Annotated in this window: 21 protein-coding genes; 16 read left to right on the top strand and 5 right to left on the bottom strand. The window is 64.8% G+C overall.

The window, feature by feature from the left end; all coding sequences use genetic code 11:
* Positions 1-57 precede the first annotated feature (57 nt).
* From FNH13_RS02985 to FNH13_RS02980, 3 genes are all read left to right on the top strand, one after another.
* Positions 58-1209, top strand: coding sequence for a glycosyltransferase family 4 protein (locus FNH13_RS02985; RefSeq protein WP_143782084.1), 1152 nt, complete (start codon positions 58-60; stop codon positions 1207-1209).
* Between the two features lie 126 nt (positions 1210-1335).
* The gene (locus FNH13_RS18940; protein ID WP_165699996.1) at positions 1336-1503 is read left to right on the top strand and encodes a hypothetical protein; all 168 of its coding nucleotides are present in this window, start codon (positions 1336-1338) and stop codon (positions 1501-1503) included.
* 38 nt (positions 1504-1541) lie between these two features.
* On the top strand, positions 1542-2252 hold the full coding sequence (locus FNH13_RS02980) for a PH domain-containing protein (RefSeq protein WP_143782083.1): 711 nt from the start codon (positions 1542-1544) through the stop codon (positions 2250-2252).
* Between the two features lie 15 nt (positions 2253-2267).
* Here the strand turns inward: FNH13_RS02980 and FNH13_RS02975 are convergent, their stop codons facing one another.
* Both FNH13_RS02975 and FNH13_RS19415 read right to left on the bottom strand, forming a co-directional pair.
* Entirely contained in the window at positions 2268-2660 is a 393-nt protein-coding gene (locus FNH13_RS02975; RefSeq protein WP_143782082.1) for a TA system VapC family ribonuclease toxin, read from the bottom strand.
* On the bottom strand, positions 2657-2800 hold the full coding sequence (locus tag FNH13_RS19415) for a hypothetical protein (protein WP_228266556.1): 144 nt from the start codon (positions 2798-2800) through the stop codon (positions 2657-2659). Before FNH13_RS19415 ends, FNH13_RS02975 begins: the two co-directional genes overlap by 4 nt.
* 219 nt (positions 2801-3019) lie before the next feature.
* Here FNH13_RS19415 and def point away from each other — a divergent pair, with 219 nt between their 5' ends.
* From def to FNH13_RS02930, 8 genes are all read left to right on the top strand, one after another.
* Positions 3020-3589, top strand: a complete 570-nt coding sequence (def, locus tag FNH13_RS02965) for a peptide deformylase (protein WP_143782080.1) — start codon at positions 3020-3022, stop codon at positions 3587-3589.
* Between the two features lie 4 nt (positions 3590-3593).
* On the top strand, positions 3594-4226 hold the full coding sequence (locus tag FNH13_RS02960) for a TIGR03085 family metal-binding protein (RefSeq protein WP_143782079.1): 633 nt from the start codon (positions 3594-3596) through the stop codon (positions 4224-4226).
* Positions 4227-4286: 60 nt separating this feature from the next.
* Positions 4287-5390, top strand: a complete 1104-nt coding sequence (locus FNH13_RS02955; RefSeq protein WP_143782078.1) for an acyltransferase family protein — start codon at positions 4287-4289, stop codon at positions 5388-5390.
* 72 nt (positions 5391-5462) lie between these two features.
* The gene (locus tag FNH13_RS02950) at positions 5463-7427 is read left to right on the top strand and encodes a glycosyltransferase (RefSeq protein ID WP_228266554.1); all 1965 of its coding nucleotides are present in this window, start codon (positions 5463-5465) and stop codon (positions 7425-7427) included.
* A complete protein-coding gene (locus FNH13_RS02945; protein WP_143782077.1) occupies positions 7424-8740 on the top strand; it encodes an O-antigen ligase family protein in 1317 nt (438 codons plus the stop codon). The genes FNH13_RS02950 and FNH13_RS02945 overlap by 4 nt, the downstream gene beginning before the upstream one ends.
* The gene (locus FNH13_RS19930) at positions 8673-9743 is read left to right on the top strand and encodes a glycosyltransferase family 4 protein (protein ID WP_407669943.1); all 1071 of its coding nucleotides are present in this window, start codon (positions 8673-8675) and stop codon (positions 9741-9743) included. The genes FNH13_RS02945 and FNH13_RS19930 overlap by 68 nt, the downstream gene beginning before the upstream one ends.
* Positions 9740-10873, top strand: coding sequence for a glycosyltransferase (locus FNH13_RS02935; protein WP_143782075.1), 1134 nt, complete (start codon positions 9740-9742; stop codon positions 10871-10873). The genes FNH13_RS19930 and FNH13_RS02935 overlap by 4 nt, the downstream gene beginning before the upstream one ends.
* Positions 10873-11955, top strand: coding sequence for a glycosyltransferase family 4 protein (locus FNH13_RS02930; RefSeq protein WP_143782074.1), 1083 nt, complete (start codon positions 10873-10875; stop codon positions 11953-11955). The genes FNH13_RS02935 and FNH13_RS02930 overlap by 1 nt, the downstream gene beginning before the upstream one ends.
* On the opposite strand, the gene FNH13_RS19925 is transcribed toward FNH13_RS02930, so the two are convergent.
* Positions 11903-12943: a glycosyltransferase gene (locus FNH13_RS19925; RefSeq protein ID WP_143782073.1), complete on the bottom strand. Its 1041-nt coding sequence runs from the start codon at positions 12941-12943 to the stop codon at positions 11903-11905. The two genes, FNH13_RS02930 and FNH13_RS19925, sit on opposite strands and share 53 nt — an antisense overlap.
* Before the next feature lie 10 nt (positions 12944-12953).
* Positions 12954-13613: a polysaccharide pyruvyl transferase family protein gene (locus FNH13_RS19920; protein WP_407669987.1), complete on the bottom strand. Its 660-nt coding sequence runs from the start codon at positions 13611-13613 to the stop codon at positions 12954-12956.
* A gap of 492 nt (positions 13614-14105) precedes the next feature.
* On the opposite strand from FNH13_RS19920, the gene FNH13_RS02915 reads away from it, so the two are divergent.
* The 5 genes from FNH13_RS02915 to FNH13_RS02895 all read left to right on the top strand — a co-directional run bounded on the left by FNH13_RS02915 (position 14106) and on the right by FNH13_RS02895 (position 20932).
* The gene (locus tag FNH13_RS02915) at positions 14106-15704 is read left to right on the top strand and encodes an oligosaccharide flippase family protein (RefSeq protein ID WP_165699992.1); all 1599 of its coding nucleotides are present in this window, start codon (positions 14106-14108) and stop codon (positions 15702-15704) included.
* 287 nt (positions 15705-15991) lie between these two features.
* Positions 15992-17179 (top strand): hypothetical protein, encoded by a 1188-nt coding sequence (locus FNH13_RS02910; protein ID WP_143782071.1) that lies wholly within the window; start codon positions 15992-15994, stop codon positions 17177-17179.
* 126 nt (positions 17180-17305) lie between these two features.
* Positions 17306-17842 (top strand): SigE family RNA polymerase sigma factor, encoded by a 537-nt coding sequence (locus tag FNH13_RS02905; protein WP_143782070.1) that lies wholly within the window; start codon positions 17306-17308, stop codon positions 17840-17842.
* The gene (locus FNH13_RS02900; protein WP_143782069.1) at positions 17842-20052 is read left to right on the top strand and encodes a hypothetical protein; all 2211 of its coding nucleotides are present in this window, start codon (positions 17842-17844) and stop codon (positions 20050-20052) included. The genes FNH13_RS02905 and FNH13_RS02900 overlap by 1 nt, the downstream gene beginning before the upstream one ends.
* 25 nt (positions 20053-20077) lie before the next feature.
* The gene (locus FNH13_RS02895) at positions 20078-20932 is read left to right on the top strand and encodes a TIGR03620 family F420-dependent LLM class oxidoreductase (protein WP_143782068.1); all 855 of its coding nucleotides are present in this window, start codon (positions 20078-20080) and stop codon (positions 20930-20932) included.
* Here the strand turns inward: FNH13_RS02895 and FNH13_RS18930 are convergent.
* Positions 20921-21085 (bottom strand): PH domain-containing protein, encoded by a 165-nt coding sequence (locus FNH13_RS18930; protein ID WP_165699991.1) that lies wholly within the window; start codon positions 21083-21085, stop codon positions 20921-20923. The genes FNH13_RS02895 and FNH13_RS18930 overlap by 12 nt on opposite strands.
* Positions 21086-21095: the final 10 nt, after the last annotated feature.

Below are 21095 nucleotides of genomic sequence, written 5' to 3'. Positions count from 1 at the left end.
GCACTCCTCCCCGGACGACCACCCGGCACGTCCACCAGTGAACTCTCGAAGGTGAGCATGTCAGAAGGCACGAAACGACGACGCATAGCGCTCGTGGCCAGTTCCTACCATCCCCACTTCGGCGGTGTGGAGGAGCACGTGCGGCACGTTGCTGCCGAACTTGCGATCAGGGGTCACGCCGTCGAGGTCTGGACCGTCGACCGGGGCGACCACCTGGGTGTGCAGGAGGTGGACGGCATCCGCGTCCGCTATCTCCGCACACCGATGCCTGCACGACGGACAAGCAACCTCGCGAGGTTTGCTTTCACTGCGCCTGTTGCCCTTGCTCGGTGGCTGGCGGCTGCCCGCGCGTTCAAACCTGACCTCGTCCACGTCCACTGTTTTGGCCCCAACGGGCCGTATGCACGTTTGGTCGCCGCTCTCATTCGCGTCCCGTGGGTCCTCTCCTCCCATGGCGAGACCTTCATGGACGCCAACGACGTCTTCGGTCAATCTGCACTGATGCGTCAGCAACTCCGGCGTGGCTGTGAGACTGCCGATGTCGTGACCGGGTGCTCCATCGCGGTCGCGGAGGACCTTCAGTCGCACTACGGCGCCCACGGGGTCGAGGTGGTGCCGAACGGGGTGCGGGCCCTCTCAGCGTCAGAACTCGACCAGCACGGAACCGCGCGTGGTCGGGGTCGCGTGGTTGCGGTCGGACGGTTGGTGCACGTCAAGGGATTTGATCTGCTAGTGGACGCCGTTGCGCGGTCAACGGAGATTCAGACCCTTGACCTCGTGGGCGAGGGGCCCGAGAGCGAAGCCCTCAAACGTCAGGTGGAACGGCTCGGTCTCGAAGACCGGGTCAGTTTCCTGGGGAGGCGATCACCCGAGGAGGTCCAGCAGTTGATGGCAGCGGCCGATGTAGTCGCCATGCCCAGCCGACGGGAAGCCTTTGGGATCGTCGCGCTGGAGGCGTGGGTCTCCGGAACCCCGCTTGTGGCCACGACCCTCGGCGGGCCGGCGGGGTTCGTCACCGACGGAGTCGACGGAGTCCTGGTCGACCCACAGGACACAGCGGCCCTGGCCCGTGCCATCGATGGCCTGCTCAGCGACCCCGACCGGGCACGGACCCTGGCCGCACGAGGCCGTGAGACCGTGCGCGACTACACGTGGGATCGCGTCGTCGATCACTACGAGGCGATCTACAGCACTCTGCCCACGGACTAGCCCACGGGGCAGGTCCTCCTGTGGATGGCACGGCATACGGCGTGGCACCCACAGGAGGACCTGGCTCCCTGACATGATGTTCGGCGGCCCCCAGACTTCGTACGCCCATTTTCCAGAGGAGATGAGATGCCCAGGAACATCAAGCAGATCTTGATCTGGCTGCTGTTCGGCTTCATCATCTACGCGATCATCACCAGCCCGGAGCGTGCAGCCGACATCGTGCAGGCGGTCTGGGACATCATCGCCCAGGGCTTCCGCAACATCGGACAGTTCTTCAACTCGCTCATCGACTAGCCGATGCAGGCGACGGGAGGCGAGCGCAGGTGAGTCCGGTGCGGGGCACACGGGTCAATAGCCGCCTGCTGGATCGCTACCTGCTGGAGCACGAGGAGATCATCGTCGCGATCCGGCACCACTGGGGCCGGATGATCGAGCCGGTCCTCACCACCCTCGCCGCACTGATGCTGGCCATCTGGTTCTCCGCGAACGCCACACCCCATGCCACGATCCTGCCGGACCTGCTCATCCTGATCTTCCTCGTGCTCCTTGCCCGGCTGGTGTGGAAGGCCATCGAGTGGCGCAACGAGTGGTTTGTCGCCACCGACAAGCGGCTGATCATGACCTACGGGCTGATCACCCACAAGGTCGCGATGATGCCGCTGCGCAAGGTCACCGACATGAACTACAGCCGCTCGCTGCTCGGTCGGATGCTGGGCTATGGCCAGTTCCTCATGGAGTCGGCCGGCCAGGATCAGGCGATGCGCGAGATCAACTGGGTGCCGGACCCGGACGAGACCTACCGCCGCATCTGCGACACGATCTTTGGTCCGGACGGGCAAGACCCCGACGACGACATCCACGGCTTCCAGGACCCTCAGTCCCCCGATTCACAGGTCGACTACGAGGAGCACGACAGCGAGGAGCACGACCGCTACGAGGACGCGGCCTGGGAGGTCTCCCATGACCACGAGCCGACCTATGCGCCGGTCGGCCACTGGGACGACCCGGACATCACCGGCCCGATCGCGCGACCGCGCGGCTGAGTCACAAGCCAGTTCTCAGCCGATGAGCACGCTTGAGCGGGGGTGTGCAGCCACGAGGGCGCTGTCGAACGTGGCCAGCATGCCGTCGTGCCCACGGGCGAGCCCGACGAGATAGGTGTCGGTGACCTGCCGATGACCCCGCACGACAGTGAGATCCACGTCTCGGTAGGACAGGTCGTCGGGCCAGAACTCGCACCGCGGGTGGGCCCACACACCGCTCAGAATCTCGCTGGCCGTCCGAGTGGACTCTCCGATGCGAACGAGGAACCGGACCAGGGCGCCCTCCACGACCGGACACACCGCGAAACGGTCAACGGTCGGCAGCCACGTTGCGGCCCGCTCGTGGTGCTCATGCTCAACGACGGTCAGGGCGATCAGCACATTGGCATCGAGCAAGTAGTGGCTCATTCGTCGTCGAGGATCTCGGCGACCTCGTCCGTGCTGATCGGGCGACCGATGCTGAGCACGGGCAGTCCGGTCAGCTCATCGAGGGTCAGAACAGCAGGAGCATCGAGTTGCGCGAGCCCGCGAGTCGTCAGTTCAGCCACCACCGCAGACAGCGACCTACCCTGCTCCGCCGCCAGCCGCCGGGCACGTTGATGCACGCTCGGGGGGAGGTCGACTGTCGTTCGCACAGACAACATCATAGCTGCATCACATGTGATGCGCCACCATTCAACTCCTGCCAAAGCCACAGCCACGATCCACAACCCGCGCACCGCTTAGGATCGACCCGCACGTCCGTCCGCACCAGAGGAGTCGACCCTGTGACCGTCCGTGACATCACCGTCATCGGCCACCGAGCCCTGCACCAGCCCACCAAGAAGGTGCGCGAGGTCACCGATGAGGTTCGCGAGCTCGTCGCGGACATGTTCGACACCATGGAAGCAGCCGAGGGGGTCGGGCTGGCTGCGAACCAGGTCGGGGTGCGGCTGCGGATCTTTGTCTATGACTGCCCGGTGCCTGGAGCTGAGAACGCCAAGGGCGTGGTGATCAACCCCGTGCTCGAGCGCCTCGGAGCCCCCGCGCCGTTGGACGAGGAGGAGGACGGGGAGGGGTGCCTGTCCGTTCCCGGTGAGTACTTCCCGCTGGCCCGCCACCCCCAGGCCCGAGTCACCGGCATTGACCTGGACGGCAACGAGGTCGTGATCGAGGGCGAGGGTCTGCTGGCTCGATGCCTGCAGCACGAGACCGACCACCTGGACGGCCTGCTCTATGTCGACCGGCTGATCGGCCCCGTCAAGCGCGAGGCGCGCGAAGCAGCCAAGGACCGTGGGTGGGCCGAACACGGCGTCACCAAGTGGGACCCGACCACCACCAAGGCCGAGGACGTGTGATCCCGTGACCCACCTCGCCGCGATCGAGCGTCAGGCGCTCTGTGACACCCTCGACCGGATCGGTCCGACGGCCCCCACGCTGTGTGACCCGTGGTCGACCGCGGAGCTGGCGGCCCACCTCGTCATCCGCGACGGCCGGCCGGACCTGGCTGTGGGCGGACTGATCCCGCCGCTGGCCGACCGACTCGAGTCCGGGATGAACGATTACGCCACGCGCGAGTGGGCTGAACTCGTCCACCTGGTGCGGTCCGGCCCCCCGGCCTGGTCTCCAGCACGCGTGCCGGTCGTCGACAACCTCATGAACCTCACAGAGTTCTTCATCCACCACGAGGACGTGCTGCGCGGCGAGGGCCAGGTCGGGCCGCAACGGAAGATCTCCCCAGAGCTTGAGTCGGCCCTGTGGGGACAGCTGACCAAGAGCGCGCGGTTGATGCTCGCCAAGCTCGACTGCGGCGTTGTCCTGGTCGCACCGGGCCATGGCCGCAAGGCTGTCAAGCGACCCACGGAGGCGGGTACCGCCGTGCTCACCGGCGCCCCGGGGGAGTTGGTCATGGCCGCCTTCGGACGGCTTCGCGTCGCAGCGGTTGAGGTCAGTGGCCCTGAACTGGCCGTGAGTGCGGCCCGAGCAGCGCTCTAGCGTGGAGACTTTGCTGGGGTCATCCCCGCAGGTTCGGGAATCGCTCCTGCGGGATGCAGCATGACATCTCCTTCTCCGCCACCTGGCCGCCTGACCGGCATTGACACTTTGCGTGGTCTGTCGGCGATCGCTGTCCTCGTGTGCCATATCGCGGGCTACTGGACGTTCATGAACCTGCCATGGAAGCTCCCACAGTTGATGGCTCTTGGGGCCCACGGCGTGGACATATTCATCGTTATCTCAGGATTCGTGCTTTTCCTTCCCGTCGTCCGAGCCATGGGCCAGTTGGACAGCAAGCAGTTTTACGGACGGCGCGCACTGAGAATCCTGCCGGCTTACTACGTAGCACTAGCTATTGCCGCCTTGCTAGCGATGGGTCCACGCACCTGGGATTTGGTGGTGGGCAGCCAGGCAACCTTCCCAGAACTGCTGCTCCATATTTTCGGTGTTCAGACATGGTTCCCCGGCACACTCGGCTCGATCAACGGATCGCTATGGAGCATTTCGCTCGAACTGCACCTCTACCTCGTCTTCCCACTACTCGTCGCGGTCTGGCGACGCTGGGGGATGGCCCCGCTACTGATCGGAAGCGTGGCACTTGCGGCTATTTGGACGCTGTCCCGTGGACTTGACGTGAGCGGGCCTGTTGGCTTTGGGCTTGGTGGCATCCACGCGCTACCGGCACGTCTTCTGCAGTTCGTGATTGGAATGTGGTGCGCTACGCGGCTGGTGAGCGGGGGATCCGTGCGTCCGCGAACGTGGGCCGCCGGGTCCCTCGTTTTTGGCTTGGTAAGCGTCATAGCGTCTACGACCGAGCAGAACGAAGTCCTCGTCCATATCGCTTGGGGCGCTCTGGGAGCATGCCTTGTTCTGCTCATGTGCGGGTTGCGCGTCGGGGGCAAGGCCATCGAGGTTTCGGAGGAGTTCGGCGAGCGTGCTTACAGTTTCTATCTCCTTCACCAGCCCGCCCTGCTCGTTGTAGGACCGCTGGTTGCCCTTCTCCCTGGGTGGCCGGCTCAACTGCTGATCGGTGGCACGGCCACGTTTCTGCTGATCACCGCGATGGCCGCGGTGATGTATCGCTACGTGGAACTTCCCACGCATCGGCTCGGAAGGCGCATGTTCCCAGGGCCCTCAGTTCGACGGACGCACGCCGCACCATAGGTCCATGCACAGCAACCCGTTGGTGAACACTCAACGGAGCTCCGCTCCGAGCGGGACCGTATCCTGACTACCGTGAGGGTTCTCCGTGTGTTCCACAGCGCCGTCGTCGACGCCTGGCGCGCGCGGGAGCGTGAGCTGCGGGAGCTCGGGCACGACGTGCACCTCCTCACAGCACAGCGCTGGGACGAGGGTGGCAGCGATGTCCACCTGGAACCGCGCTCCGGCGAGCAAGTCGAGGGTCTGCGGACGTTTGGGCGCCACCCGGCACTGTTCCTCTATGACCCCCGACCGATCTGGCGAGCGATGGGCCAAGACTGGGATGTCATCGACATTCATGAAGAGCCCTTCGCCCTTTCTACCGCTGAGATCCTGGCGATCCGCAAGCTCCGACGAAACTCCGCGCCCTACGTTCTCTACTCCGCGCAGAATCTCGAGAAGCGCTACCCGGTGCCGTTTCGGTGGTTGGAGGGTTGGTCCCTCCGGCACGCAGCAGGCGTTCAGGTCTGCAACGACGAGGCCGGACGGATACTTCAGCGCAAGGGCTTCCCTGGTCAACCGCGGACCATCCCCCTCGGGGTTGACCTCGCCCACTTCACCGTGAGTGATCGGCCGCCGGTGTCGGACGCCCCCGTCCGGGTGGGCTATGTCGGTCGACTGGCTCCGCATAAGGGCGTGGCGGTGCTCTTGGCATCCCTTGCGAAGCTGCCTCAGTTGCACCTGACAATCGCGGGCAGCGGACCGCAAGAAGAGGAACTTCGGCAGCTTTCCCGTGAACTCGGGATCGAGACCCGAATGACCTGGCTGGGCGGAGTGTCCCAGGAGGACCTCCCAGCGGTGTACGCCAGTTTCGACGTTCTCGCCGTGCCCTCCCTGACGACCCCGGGTTGGGTCGAGCAGTTCGGCCGCGTGGTAATCGAGGCCATGGCCAGTGGGGTTCCGGTGGTGGCGTCAGTGAGCGGTGCCCTGCCTGAGGTGGTGGGTGAAACTGGGATTCTCGTGCCGGAGGGTGATCCCACCGCGCTGGCCGAGGCACTGATGCGCGTCGGCTGCTCCACTGACTTGCAGGCAGTCCTGCGACAACGTGGGCTGCACCGGGCGCAGGAGTGCTCCTGGCCGGCTGTTGCTGCCGACTTTGACGAGCTGTACCGCGTCGCGACCCACCAGCAGAGCCTGGAAGCAACCGACCTTGCTCCCGAAGTTGTGGTCGTCGCGTACGGCGCCCCGGACCTGCTGAGCGAGACGCTAACTTCGGTGGCTGGCCTCACAGTCACTGTGGTCGACAACTCGTCGCGAGATGACGTGATGGCGGTGTGCGCCGTCGCCGGTGTCCGCTACCTCGATCCAGGACACAACGGCGGCTTCGGCACAGGCGTCAACTACGCACTTGCCCGACGCCTCACTCCTGAGTCGGACATGCTCCTACTCAACCCTGACGCTCGCATCACAGTTGACGGCGTTCGTCGGCTTCATCACGCACTCCGGTCGGACCCAACACTCGGTAGTGTTGGGTCGGCCCAAGTCGATATTGCGGGCGCGGCGGCACGCGTGGCGTGGCCGTGGCCGACCCCCCTCCGCTCGTGGATCGAAGCGGCAGGTCTGGGCCGTCTCAACAGTTCAAAGGACTACGTCATCGGCTCGGTGCTGATGCTGCGGTCCGAGGCACTGGCTCAGGTCGGCGGTTTCGATGAGGACTTCTTCCTGTATGCCGAAGAGACGGACTGGGCCCGCAGGGCCTCGCTCATGGGCTGGCGTCACCGCGTGGTGGACAGTGTTACAGCAACACACGTCGGTGCCGGGACGAGCAGCGATCCGCTTCGTCGTGACACACACTTCTACGCTGGCCAGGAGAGGTATTTCCGGAAGCATCACGGTGCTCTCGGGTGGCAGGTGACGAGACTCGCACAGTTGTCAGGAAGTCTGGTTCGAGGCGTCCTCTTGCCTGGCCCCCGCGGGACCGCCGCACGCACACGAGCAAAACTCTTGAGGGCAGGACCGCGTCGCCGCGAACGGGAAGCACTGGCAAGGCTCGTGGCATGATGCACTCCGAATGGATGAGCCGGGCACTGCTTGCCTGCACCGGAGTTGCCGCGCTCGTCATAGCCGTAGGCGTTGGTTACGCTTCGACAACACGGCCGACCCTGGCACTGCTCGCCGCTGCGATTGTCGCAGTGGCTGGGGCAACTGTTGCCCAGCCGGCCGCGCTTCCCGCCCTAGCGTTCGCCCTCGTCGTCGTCACCGCCCGCGTGGCAGTCGGGCCCGTCGACCTGACTGTCTCAGACGTCGCTCTCGGAGTCTCGTTCTGGCCAGCGCTGTTCATGTCCCCCCGCCCCTTTAGTAGAGAGCTGCGGCAACTGCTGTGGCTCAACGCCATCTATCAGACGACCACTTTGTTCACGGTGATTCAAAACCCCTTCACCGCCAACAGGGTGGAGTGGGTTCACGCATGGTTGCTCGTGAGCGGGGCGCTGATTATAGGCTGGGCCGCTGGACGCGCAGGACTGGCGAAGACTGCTCTAGCTCTACTCCTTCTGTCCAGCGGCATCCTCGCAGCCGGGACCGTCGTTCAAGGAGTTACACAGTGGGCTGTCGGGGACTTCTCGCCAGTCTTCCCCCAGTGGCCGTACCCGATGCACAAGAATGCCATCGGCTGCATCCTGGGATTCAGCGCCGTAATCGCCTACGCTCGCCCGTCCTGGCTCGGTTGGCCTCGGTGGGGAACAACCGTGATGTTCTGGCTATCCGTCACTGGCATCGGAGCAGCTCAGTCACGACAAGCCATGGTCGGCCTGGCCATCGGACTGGTTGTCGTCAGCGTCCGGAACCACCCCGAACGCCGCCGGTCACTCCTCATTCTCTTGGGGATTGCCCCCGTGCTAGCGGTCGTCGCAACCATGGTGCGAGATCAACTTGCCTCGGACAACATCCACAACTCGGCCTTCCAACGCCTCACCTGGTTTGAGGAGTCGATCGAAGCCTGGCAGCAGAACCCATGGGTCGGCACGGGCCTGCGCTACTGGTATACCGACACACAGTACAATTTTCAACCCCCCAATGGAATACTTGAAGTCCTCGCGACCGCCGGCGTGGTGGGACTGGTCGGCTTCCTGATCATGATGATCGGCTCGCTAGTGGTTCTTTGGCGATTAGACAAGACCTACGGAACCCTGGCGTTCGCGCTCTTACTCTCTCGACTCGTGCAGGGACAACTGGACCTCTTCTGGGTTGCTGTGCAGACGTCGATTCCGTTCCTCGTGGCCGGCCTCTGTCTCGGGCTGGCTGCCCGTGCCGCAGCGGACTCAAGGCCACGGTCTACTCCAACCCAAGCCGTCCCAGCCCCCACAGGAGGCTGATACGGTGCGGGTTGTTCACGTCGTGTGCACTGCAAACTTCGCAGGAGTCGAGTCCCACATCGCGTCGCTCGCTCATCAGCAAGTGATGGATGGGGATGATGTCACGGTCGTCGGCGGCGATCCCTCCAGGATGCCTGGCGCGGGGAGTTACGCATGGCTACCTGGCACTAGTGCGCCGGAAGCTGCAGGGTCACTGAGGCACGTAGTTCCAAACGTCACCCATGCGCACATGACGCGCGCCGAGTTCACCGCAACACTGCTATCGCGGCACCGGCCGATCGTTGCAACGCGCCATTTCGCGAGACGCCGAGCCATGTCGACGCGAGGCCTCCTGGCACCTATCATTTCCTCACGTGTGGATGCCCAGATTTCGGTCAGCAAGTTCGTCGCCGACGCGATCGAGACACCATCGGTCGTCATCCCAGCTGGAGTGCCTAACCAGTCCGCGATAAAGCCTGCGGCGGATCGAGACAAGGTCATCCTTGTGCTGCAGCGCCTTGAAGTTGAGAAGCGGCCACTAGACGCCCTCAAAGCATTCCATGCCAGTGACCTCTGGTGGGACGACTGGCGGCTCCAGTTCGTGGGTGGAGGCAGCATGACCGACGAGATTCGCACCCTGGCTGCAGGTATGGGATTGGCCGCACACGTGGACTTGGTCGGCTACCAAGAGGACCCGGCCCCCTACCTCGATCGGGCTCGAGTTCTACTCGCGCCCTGCACCATCGAAGCTCAGGGCCTAGCGGTCATCGAAGCCATGGCTCGGGCACTACCAGTTGTCGCAGCGGGCGCAGGGGGGCACTTGGAGTCCGTCGGTTCAGTCTCTGGAGCGGCACTGTATGACCCTGCGGGACTAACTGAGGCAGGAGAGTGGCTCCGACGCATCGCAACTGAGGACTCGTTGGCAGACCAATACGGCCACGAACTCCAAGCGCGACAACGTGAGCGATTCAACCTGGCGGCGCAGAGCCGCGACGTACGACGCGTCTATGAGGGGGTTCTGTGACAGACCTGATCGTCGTTTCACTCGAAGACTGGGATGAAGTCTGGCGGAGAAATCAACACCTCGTCGCTGGTCTGTTGCGGTCAAGGCGTGTCGATCGGGTCCTCTTTGTTGAGCCAGGCTCCGATCCAGTTCATGCCCTGCGACGTCGCGAGCGCCCACGGAGGGGTCGAGGCCTCCAACCCATCACCGACGTCGCAGGCGTGGGTGCCGATCGCATCTGGGCCTACCAACCCACTAAGTGGCTGCCACGCAAGTTCGACCCGAACTCCGATGCGCGGTGGGCCTCCGAGATCCGACGCCAAGTGAAGGAGTTTGACTTCGCAAACCCTGTGCTCTGGGTCAATGACCCTCTGGGGGCCGAGCTTCTCAGCACCGGATGGCCAGCGCTCTACGACATCACCGACGACTGGCTTCTTGCGGACCGCCCTGCACCTGAACTCGCACGCTTGCGACGGCAGGAAGACCGACTTCTCACCGCGTGTAGGGAGGTCGTCGTGTGTTCCCCCGCCCTTTCGCGTACGAAGTCAGTTCAGCGAGCAGTCACCCTCATCCCCAATGCGGTCGATCTCGACCCGTATCGGACACGTCAGTCTCGACCGGCAGACCTGCCCTCTGGCCCGATCGCGCTCTACCTGGGGACATCCCACCGGGATCGGCTGGACGTCGAACTCTGCATTGCGACAGCCGCACGCCTGGCTGATACCGGGGGGCACGTGGTGCTCATAGGTCCGGCACCCCTGCCAGACGAGGACCTTAAGCGACTGGACCGCGCCGGCGCCCATGTCCTGGGGCCACGACCAAGCGCGAGTGTGCCGACCTACCTCCAGCATGCCGACGTCCTCCTGGTGCCACATGTGCTCTCAGATTTCACCGCCTCGCTAGATCCCATCAAGGCATACGAGTACCGGGCAGCACGTCGACCTGTGGTGTCTACACCCGTACCCGGGTTTGTCGAAGCATCCGACCACCTTGTGAGAACCGTCGATCCAGAAGTCTTCGCTGAAGCGGTCGCGACCGCGATAGCTCTGCAGGTGCCCTGGTCGGGCGACCTACCTAAAGACATCCCTTCCTGGTCACAGCGGGTGAAGCACATGGCGGAAATCATCTCGAAGGTCGAGGTCTCTCACTAATGGCCGATCCCACAATGATCACGTTTGTATCCCACACGAACGAACCCGGGGGCGGAGAGCTCGCGTTGCGTCGCTACCTGGACGCCACACAGGTCCCCGTCCGACTCGTGACCTTGGAAGGCGGCGGAGTTTGGGAAGGCGCACGTTTCGAAGTCGTGACTACGTCGGGCCTGCCCGACCTACGACAAGAACTTCGTGCAAGCAGCTTGATCATTGCCAACTCGATGCGCGCAGCCTTCCTTGTTGCCCTTCTAGCACCTCGCCGAGCGCACCTAGTCTACTGGGTTCGCGACGGCCTGATTGACAGCGCCATGTCGCGGGTGGCGCTTACCCTCACCAAGCAGGTAACCGCACGGCGTATGAGCCGTTATCTCGCCAACTCAGAGTGGACCAAGCGCACCGTGCTGGAGGCGTTGGGTGTCAGACCAAACCAGGTTGATGTCGTCCAGAGCATGTGCGGCGTGGCCCAAGCCGACCTGCGCCACCTGCCGCGGGAGGTTCCCCAATCCGACGCGCCGCTGCGTCTGCTCTACCTCGGACGACTATCCCCCTGGAAAGCACCCGATGTTGCAGTCCACGCACTCGCCGCTCTAGGGGAACTTGGCGTCGACGCCAGCCTCACCGTTGCTGGAAGCTCACTCTTCGGCGAGGAGGAGTATGCGAAAGCACTGGCCACCCTCGTCGCAACCGAACCAAACGCCTCGCTCGTGGGCCATGTGAACGACGTGCGAAAGCTCCTAGACTCACATGATGTCTTGGTCCACTGCTCTACCGTTCCGGAACCGTTCGGTCAGGTAGTGGTCCAGGGGTTGGCGGCTGGACTGCCGGTGGTGGCTACCGCGGCGGGTGGCCCCTGCGAAATCCTGAGAAGTCCCCCGATTGACCTTTTGTACCAACCGGGCAATGCCGATAGTTTGGCGTCGATGGTTGTAAAGGTCGTACGAAATTACGCCGAAGTCGCGACGTGGGCGCTCGCCCGTGCGCACTACTTCACCGATGAAGTCGCCGTGGCCCATACCGATACGACGCTCAGAAATCTTCAAGCCACTGGAGAAGCGGAGCAGTCGCGTTCTCCCAACTGAACATCGTTGGATTCACCCCAGTGTCCGCGGGTGGGCCGGAGCCCCCCAAGAGGCGCCTAAGAGTTTGCGTCCACTTTGTCGCATCGTCAGAGACGAGTGCCGCGTCGTTACGCGCCATCGGGGCTCCATCTGGAGTGCTCAAGACTGGCGCGCGAGTCGCAAGGGCCTCCAGATACTTAACTGGGGCGCCGACCCCGTTGATGACGGGGACTGCGACTGCCCACGCATCCCCTGCCCACTGACTGACGCTCGGGACCCGTCCCACAAACGTGACTGTCCTCCCACATGAGGACGGTATGACAGCGCCGGTTCCGGCGATCTCACACCGCGCTTCCTCAATGTTCACTCGAGGCCAGACCTCGGTGAGGAACCAATGCAGACCCCGTCGATTCGGATCCCATTGCCAATTTCCGAACAACTTGACGACTGGACGTGCCCTAGGAGATCGCAGCTCATCCCACTCGTGAGGATCGAGCCCATGGTTCATCACGACGACTCGCGCCTCATCGTCCGGCTGCTGGGACAGCAGCCTCTCGCGCTCCTGCTCCGAGCAAACACTCACCACCGAGGCCTCCGCACAGATCTGGCGCTCCATGTCGTCCCAACGGGTTCGCAGACCATCGACGTCGCGCCCCAGCACATTGTGTAGATCAACCCAGCTGGGAGTCGGACCCTCTCGGATAGCACCCCGAAACGTTGGCCAGGACTCTGTATGCGCCACGACTGCGGCGTCCCACCGCTCCTGGGCCAGCCGGCGAAGTAGCAGCGGATGCCCAATGCGAGGGACCCTGCCCCGCCACCGGGTGCTTGTCCGAATCACGTGTGCGTGTTGCCGGACCTCGGCATCACTCTGGGATCCAGCGAGCGTGCACAAAGTGACCTCATGCCCCCTGCCGACGACCTCTCGGAGCTGAAAAAACTGCCGCCGCTGCCCTCCTTGACCTTTGCTGTCGGGGGTCTCATTGCTCACCCACAACACTCTTGCCATCTCGCAGACCCTAGCGTCTGGACAGCACGTGTGCAGGAGCAGTTAGTGGATTGAGGCGAGGCAGATCAGCGGTCGCTAAGGCACGGAGCAAGCCTCTCTGTCGCTGCTGGACAGTCTGCGCATCCACCGTGTCTGCAAACCTCACGATCGCGTCCAGGTCGACATCATCATCAACATCCACCATCCGGGTCCGACCTGGCGTCAGCACCGACTCATAATCGTCAAATTTGAAGCGCCCACCCCACAAGTCCGGCGCCCGACGCGTCCAAACAGCTGGTATTCCGTACGCATCGGCAGTAATCAGTCCGTGGAGGCTTGTACTCACGATCGCCGCGCACCGAGCAATGTCCCGCAGGACCGCCGTCGGACCTCGGCGGACATCTATCACTCGCACCGCTGGGCCAGCGGCGATAGCCAGACGGTCCCACAGGGTGTCGTCCTCATGGAAGTGGTGCGGCACGATGCCCACGCGCCATCGGAGGGGTGGACGGGGCAGGAAGTGAGAGACGAGGATACCTGGATCCCCAAGTGCCGGGTCCCCGGGCGCATCGACGAGTTCGCGGGTCAGTTCCCCCCGCACGGCGAGGAACTGCGCCTCCGGGAGAGCCAGCGGCTGACCATGCAAACTGCCTGCCCCCCAGACATATCCGGCAAATTCCGACGGAAGCATCTCTAGAATGCTCCCAACACCCACTAGGTCGGCAGCACCAGCCTTTGAATGCACGGGAATGACGCCCGCCCGCTGCAGAAGCCACGGGGTCAGCCCGTCCCCGAAGTTGGCGATGCCGTCAAACCAGAACGCTCGCGCGATCGAGGAGGTGGGATACATGCTGGGAGTCACCGCCGACCGGCCCATCCGGGCAGCAAGCCGGGCGCGGCGACGAAGCACGCCGTCAAAGCGAAGAAGTCCCGCTCCTGTGCTCATTGGCTGTCCCCCCGCGATCTCAGAACTGTGTGGCAGCGTCCGAGCAGGGAATCGCTCGTTGCCGATCATCACGGTATCCTGAGTGGGAGGGGTGCACGCAATGGACTGCCATCTCTGCAGGCCAACGTCGGATGGACTGCCGCAACCCATCATCGAGTGGCCGCTATCCTTACCGCAGACTACCGGCGGTCAACCGCGGGGAGGAGTTCGTGGCCCGGTATGCAGGACCACCAAGAAATGACGCCACCTGACGTTCCGCCCAGTGGCGTGCCCCTCGATCGCCGGGGGCTGCAGAATCGGGCGGCGAGCGGGGCCCTGTGGACCATCATCCACGTTCTTGTCTCGCTGCCGCTGGCCTTCGGCGTCAACATAATGCTGGCCCGCGTCCTGGGCCTCGCCGACTATGGCCGACTCGCCTACCTCACCATGATCATGGAGATCGCTGCTGTTGTCGTGACAGCGGGCGTCGGGGCGGGCCTTATCCAGTACGGGGCGAAGGCGCATGCCATGGGTGACATCCCCCGTGTGCAGTCGCTCCTCAGCCGTAGCCAGGGCTTCCGGTTGCTGGTTGGCGCACCCGTCCTGAGCCTGATCGTCATCAGGCTTGCCGACGTCCCCGTGGCCCTCCTGATCCTGGCACTGGTCTTCGGCATCTGGGTACCCGCCGGGTTCGGCGGCGCAACTGCCTCGCTCACAATCCAGAACGAGACTGCGCGAGCGGCGCGGCTGGCCATGGCGATGAATGTCCTGTCACAAGCCGTAGTCATCGCGGTTGTGCTGACACTCGCCACGCCGGACGCCGTCTGGGGGTCCCGACTGGTCATGGCTGGCGCTGGGGTGGTCGCGGCGATCTTCCTGGTCAGGGCCCCCTATCGCCAAGCTGTTCTGCGGCCAAGATTACCCCGAGGCATGCCTAACGGGTTCTGGCGATTCGCCATACCTATGGGCCTGTCGGGGATCATCGCCACGCTTGCGCTGAGCCGTTCCGAGGTAGTGCTCCTAGAGCATCTATCGACCGCGGAGCAAGTGGGCCTCTATGCGATGGCGTTCGGACTCGCAGGGCACCTCTTCGCCCCTGCCCAAGCCCTGCTCACCCCCTTGACCCCGGCTGTCTCTGCACTTCGAGAAGTCGATGTCACTGCGATCCGATCAGCCTTTCTGCGGACGACTCGGGTCAGCGGTACGCTGGGAGGTGTCATTGTCTCAATGGGCGCACCATCCCTCGCACTCCTAGTCCCCATCCTTTACGGAAAGCAGTTCGAAGTCGCCAGAGAATTGGTGCTCGCATTGACAATCGTCTCTGGCTTTCTGGTTCTCAGTTACCCAATGCAGTCATTCGTAACCGCCCGGCTACGCTCGGGAAGCACACTGGCAGTCAATTCCATGTCTCTGGCGGCGACCATACTCGTTGCTCTTGCGCTGATCCCGTGGATCGGCGCTTGGGGTGCCGTTCTCGGCAAAGTTGCAGTTGTGCTGACCCGTGTCGGGTGGCTCCTATGGCGTGAACCAGCAAGTTTCATGGTCAGCCGACTCGAATTTCTAGGGACCTTTCGAACCACCACGGTTGCCTCATTCGCAGCTATCGCTGCCTTCTTCGCAGGTGACCGAGTTGTCGACTTGAGTGGGTCAGCACTGCTGGGGTCTAGCGGGTCACTCATCTTCGGAGCCTTGGCCTACCTGGTCCTCCTACGCCTCGTTCACGGTGGGCTTCAGCGGAATGACATCGCAGCCATTCAGCGCGCCCTACCCATAAGATTTCGCGCACTCATTAGCTGGGCAACAAAGCCGCTCAGGTCACATGCGGGAAGCTCGGCGCCGCGGCGGCCGAGTAACTGACTCGTCTAGCCACTATTTAACAACGAGGGTGCAATACGGAAATTTCGACGACGGGATCGACGACGGGATCGATGTCGGGATGGATAGGAACCAGCGTAGAGATCCCCATCTCGCTTCCGGCTCGATAATCGTCACCCGACTCCGACCCACTGCAAAGACGCCCGCTCGCGGGTCGCCTTCGGCCCGCATGATGCACTCGTCCGGGAAGAGCCCAGGCCCGTCAGAGGCTCCAAGCTCCCGGCGAGTCTAAGTGAACGGCAACGCCACACTGGTTCTATGGTGGACCGGTGGCCATCATAACCGAGGCACCCCGTGTCACCCACGAACGAGATCGAGCTGTTTGGACGACCAATGTCGCAGAGGTCAGCAATCAAAGGTTGTGGTTCAGTATTCCGGTCGAACACGAAGGCCTCATCAGCAGGCGCTCTGACGCAGCACTCCTGAGTCTCCTACTTCCTGCGATGCGCGTCGGGAAAGACCTCCATGTCGGTGGTGTAGTCACCGACGAGCTGCTATACAACGTGAACGGACCTGCTCAGGCCTGGGTGCGCTCAGTCTTGCCGATGTACAGGCCGATCCAAGTAAGCGCTGAGCGCGTGGAACCCGCAGACGATCGACGCCCGACAGGCGTAGCGACAGGGTTCTCAGCTGGTGTCGATTCCTTCAGTGCACTAGGCGACTATCTGTTCGACGGAACTCTGCCTGACTCCCTGCGGATCACGCACCTTTTGTTCAACAACGTCGGATCTCACTCCAGCGGTGACGAGTTGGCGGCGTCCCGCCTCGCGGGCGTCCGGAACCTCAGTAGCAACTGGGGCATCCCGGTCATCGACGTCAACTCGAACCTTGACGATCAATTCTCCAACATCGGAAACAACACCGCCTTTATGAACACCCACACGGTCCGCAACGCGGCTGTGGCGCACCTCTTGGGCCGAGGCTTGGGAACCTGGTACTACGCGTCCGGTTACGCCTTCCGGGACGTACATGGGGGACCGAGCGCATCAACAGCGGCCTCCGACGTCATCAGTCTGCCGCTGTTGTCGAGTGCTTCACTCCGCTTGGCGTCGGTGGGATCGGAACGAACACGCCTCGAGAAGACGCTCCAGGTGGCACAGATAGCGAGCGCTAGGGTGGGCCTAGACGTCTGTATCGACGGCGATCCCGCGAGGGAACGAAATTGTTCGCGCTGCTGGAAGTGTCAGCAGACGTTGGTTACCCTCGACCTAGCGAATGAGCTCGAGGCGTTCTGCCCCAGCCGATTTGACCTGAACGTATACCTGACACATCGCTCCGCATACATGGCCACAATTCTGTCTCGCGGACATCCACATGACCGTGAGATCATTGAGTACGCCGAATCGATCAACTTTGCATGGCCAAAAAAAGCCCACCGCCGCGCGGCAATTAGCCGTGCAACTGCAACATCTCTCCACGCCGCTCGGGCTGCGAAGAGACGCCTGAACCGACCATAGGCGACAGATTCGCAGTGTCCGTACACACGTGATGCAACCTGCGACACCCCTTTTCGCGTTCAACTCCTAACGGGTCTGCCTCGACACGGCAGGCTGGGACCACCAACGGTCGGCACAGGAGGTGACGTGGACCCGCTCGAGGAGGAGTTCGTCGCCTTCGTCCGTGCGCGCCAACGCGCACTGGTGCGGGCGGCATACCTCGTCTGTGGCGACCACCAGATCGCCCAGGACCTCGTGCAGGAGGCGCTGACCAAGCTGGCCCACCGCTGGGAGCGGGTCCGCACCGGGTCACCGGAGGGGTTCGTGCGCCGCATCGTCTATCGCGACGCGGTCTCCCGCTGGCGCAAGGTCGGTCGAGAGCGGCCCCACGACATACGAGACGACACGTTGACCGGCACCGGAGGCGAGGACCACTGGACCGACCCGGTGGAGTCCTGGATCTCCGGGGCCGACATGCGCGACGCCCTGGTGCAGCTGCCGCCGCGGCAGCGAGCGGTGCTGGTGCTGCGCTATTACGAGGACCAGTCCGAGGTCCAGATCGCCGATGCCCTGGGGATCAGTCCCGGCACCGTCAAGAGCCAGGCGCACCGCGCGCTGGTCACGCTGCGCGGGCTGCTGCCCGAGCTGGCCCCTGTGGCACCCGCTGAGGGAGATGAGCGCTGATGTCCGACGACGAGATCCGGGACGCGCTGGAGCGCGCCGCCGACGTGGTCCCCGACCCAGACCTGTCCCACACTGCCTGGTATGCCGGACGCTCCCGCAAGCGCCGCACCTCCCGGGCGTGGTGGGGTGCCGGCGGCGCCGTTGCTGCGGCTGCTCTGGTCGGGGCGATCGCCTGGAACGGGGGTGCCCTGTCGTTGCCCGACTCCGGACCGGCCGGCACCGCCGGTGACGACACGGCACTGACCTCCGAGGCCGGCCCCACGTCCGGGACGGATGAGCCGGCCAGGAGTGGACAGCCGACGATGCTGACCTTCACCAGCGAGAAGGGCGAGATCGAGCCCACCGGTGGGGTCCTGGAGCCGTGGGCCCCCGAGGAGGAGTCGGCGACGACCTGGCACCTCACCGACGAACTCATGTGGATGGTGCGGCCTGAGCAGGCCGACCAGCACGACCCCAACGTCACGCTGACCCTCGAGCAGGGCACCTGGTCGGTGCGGGGCTGCGGGTTGGCGATGCAGGCACCGGGCACGGTCACCGACGGGCAGATGACGATCACCGGCGACTGGGACGTCGATGCCGACCCCGACCCGGGGGCTGCTTGCGTGCCCGACCGGACGCCCTGGCGGGACTCGCAGTGGTGGGAGTCCCTGCTCAGTGGTTCACCGCTGCTCGCGCGGGACGGCACCACCTTGCTCCTGAGTGGCACCGTCGGTGAGCAGCCGGTGTTTGACCGGGTGTCTGTCGGTTTCAAGCGGTCGGGCGTCACGGAGCCGCAGATCGGGGCCGGACGTGCTGCCACGTGGGAGGACCTGGCGCAGGACTGGGTGGAGGCTCCTGTCGATGAGCTGATGGCGCAGGTCCCGGGTCGCGAGTTCGTCGACACCGAGCCCGACCCAGAGGCGGACCTGCAGCTCACCTCACCAGGTGTCGGCGACCTGAGCATCTCCGGCTGTCGTGACGGCGGCTTCACGCAGTCCTGGCTCCTCGACAGCGGGGGCACGGCCCTGTTTCTGGACCCGCTGGAGGTCCGTGCCGCTGTCGGCTGCATCGGACCGGGGGCGCGTCAGGAGTCCTTGGTGACGGGGATGCTGACCAACGGGTCTGAGATCAGCGTCCACGGCGACTACCTGATCATCGACGGCTGGGTCGACCCCACCGTCCTGGACCCGCAACCGATCGTGGACACCCGCCCGGCGCTGCTGTCTCCGCCGATGCTGCTGCCCGAGGTCAAGCAACTGACCCAGGCCGACACCCTTATGCCGGAGGTGCTCGCGGTGCCCGGTGACGGCATACCGACCCTGGCCGAGGACCCGACCGACTCGTTTGTCGCGGCCTTCGTGTCCGAGGACCACGACAACGCACTGCTCCTCCTGGGGTCAGACCAGCAGTGGCGCGTCGCGGCCACCGGCGTGGGCGGTGTGAGCCGGGACGGGCTCTTCATGTCGATGCCCTCGATCCTCGACACGTCCATCTCGCCCGGCGGCGATCACCTCGCCTATCGCACCGCGTTGCGGACCGACGCCAGCGTCATCGTCATCAGTGCGTCGACGGGCGAGGCCGTCGAGTTCGAGACCGACGGGGAGTTCCCCGACAACTTCGCCAACGACTTCTTCTGGCTCGACGACGACCGCCTCGCGGTCGACCTGCGCGAGGACCGCGCCATGATCATCGACCTCTCAACCGGGGAGGTCACCCACGACGCCTCGTGGAGCCAGCTGCGGGAGGTCGCCCCGTGGCGCATCATCGTGCAGGCCGACGAGGACGAGGAGTCCGGCGAGATCGAGCAGTCCGGCCCCGTCGTGCTGCAGCAGTTGGACGCAGCAGGTGCCGTGGTCGAGGAGACCCCGCTGGGCTTCACCAGCCAGCCTGGATATCAGTCCGCGCTGGCCGAGGACCGCGTCGCGACGGTCATCACCACCCAGGACCCGACGGTGATCGAACCCGAAGGGTGGCAGGGCGAGGTGCCGGAGTCGGTCAGTCTGGTGCTCGCCAAGGACGGCACGGAGGACAGCATCAACGTCCTGCAGGCCGAGGCCCACACCGTGACGCCGGTGCGCTGGGTCGACCGCGGCACCCTCATCGTGCGGGTCGCTGGCGACGGGTTCCACCACTATGTCCTCTGGGACACCCAGAACGGCGGCACCCAGCTGCTCACGCAGGTCGACCTGCCGCTCGGCCAGGGTCCGGTCTTTGGCAGGGTCGTCCCCTGAGCCCGTCCCCACGATCGGAGTCCCCATGACCACCGCCTCTCAGGCAGCCGCACCCACGTTCGGCCGCGTCGGACTCTGGCGCGCAGCCGTGCTGCTCACGCCCGAGCTGGCCACGGCCGTGGAGCGGCTCGGCTACGGCACGATCTGGATCGGCGGCTCACCCGCAGCGGACCTCCGCATCGCCGAGCAGCTGCTCGACGCCACCGAGCACGTGACCATCACCACCGGCATCGTGAACATCTGGCAGTCCCCGGCGGCCGAGGTCGCCGCGTCCTTCCACCGGCTCGAGCAGCGGCACCCGGGCCGGTTCGTGCTCGGGATCGGCATCGGGCACCGCGAGGCACTGGGTGACCAATACGAGAAGCCGTATGCCGCGCTCGTCACCTATCTCGACACCCTGGACGCCGAGGGCGTGCCCGCCCAGCGCCGGGTGGTCTCGGCGCTGGGTCCACGCACGCTCCGGCTCTCGGCCGAGCGCTCCCTCGGCACCCACCCGTATCTGACGACGCCCGCGCACACGCGCTTCGCCCGCGACATCGTCGGCCCCGGAACCCTCGTGGCGCCGGAGCAGCGGCTCGTGCCGACCACGGACGTCGCCGTTGCGCGGGAGACCGGTCGGGGGTTCCTGGCCCGCTACCTGACGCTGGCCAACTACCGCCGCACGCTGGAGCCCCACGGGTTCACCGCGGCCGAGCTGGACGACGGAGCCACGGACGCCGCCGTCGACGCGCTCGCTCCCCACGGCACACCGGCCGAGCTGGCCAAGACGGTCCAGGGACACCTCGACGCCGGAGCAGACCACGTCTGCGTCCAGCTGCTGCCCGCCACAGAAGACCCGCTGCCCGGCCTGGAAGCCCTGGCCAGCGAGCTAGACCTCTGACCGTAGCGCCTCCAAGCGCGGCAGATCCGCCGCCGGCACGGCCGGCAGGGTGACCGTCGAGCCGTCGGCCAGCCTGGCCTGGACGTCGGCTGCCCAGGCATCGGGCGGGTCCGCGCGCAGCTCCTCGACGTCGGCCCACGCGGGCGAACACACGCCATCGCGG

Source organism: Ornithinimicrobium ciconiae, assembly GCF_007197575.1.
In the GTDB taxonomy this organism is placed as follows: Bacteria; Actinomycetota; Actinomycetes; order Actinomycetales; family Dermatophilaceae; genus Ornithinicoccus; species Ornithinicoccus ciconiae.
This window is presented reverse-complemented; position numbering and strand designations above follow the sequence as displayed.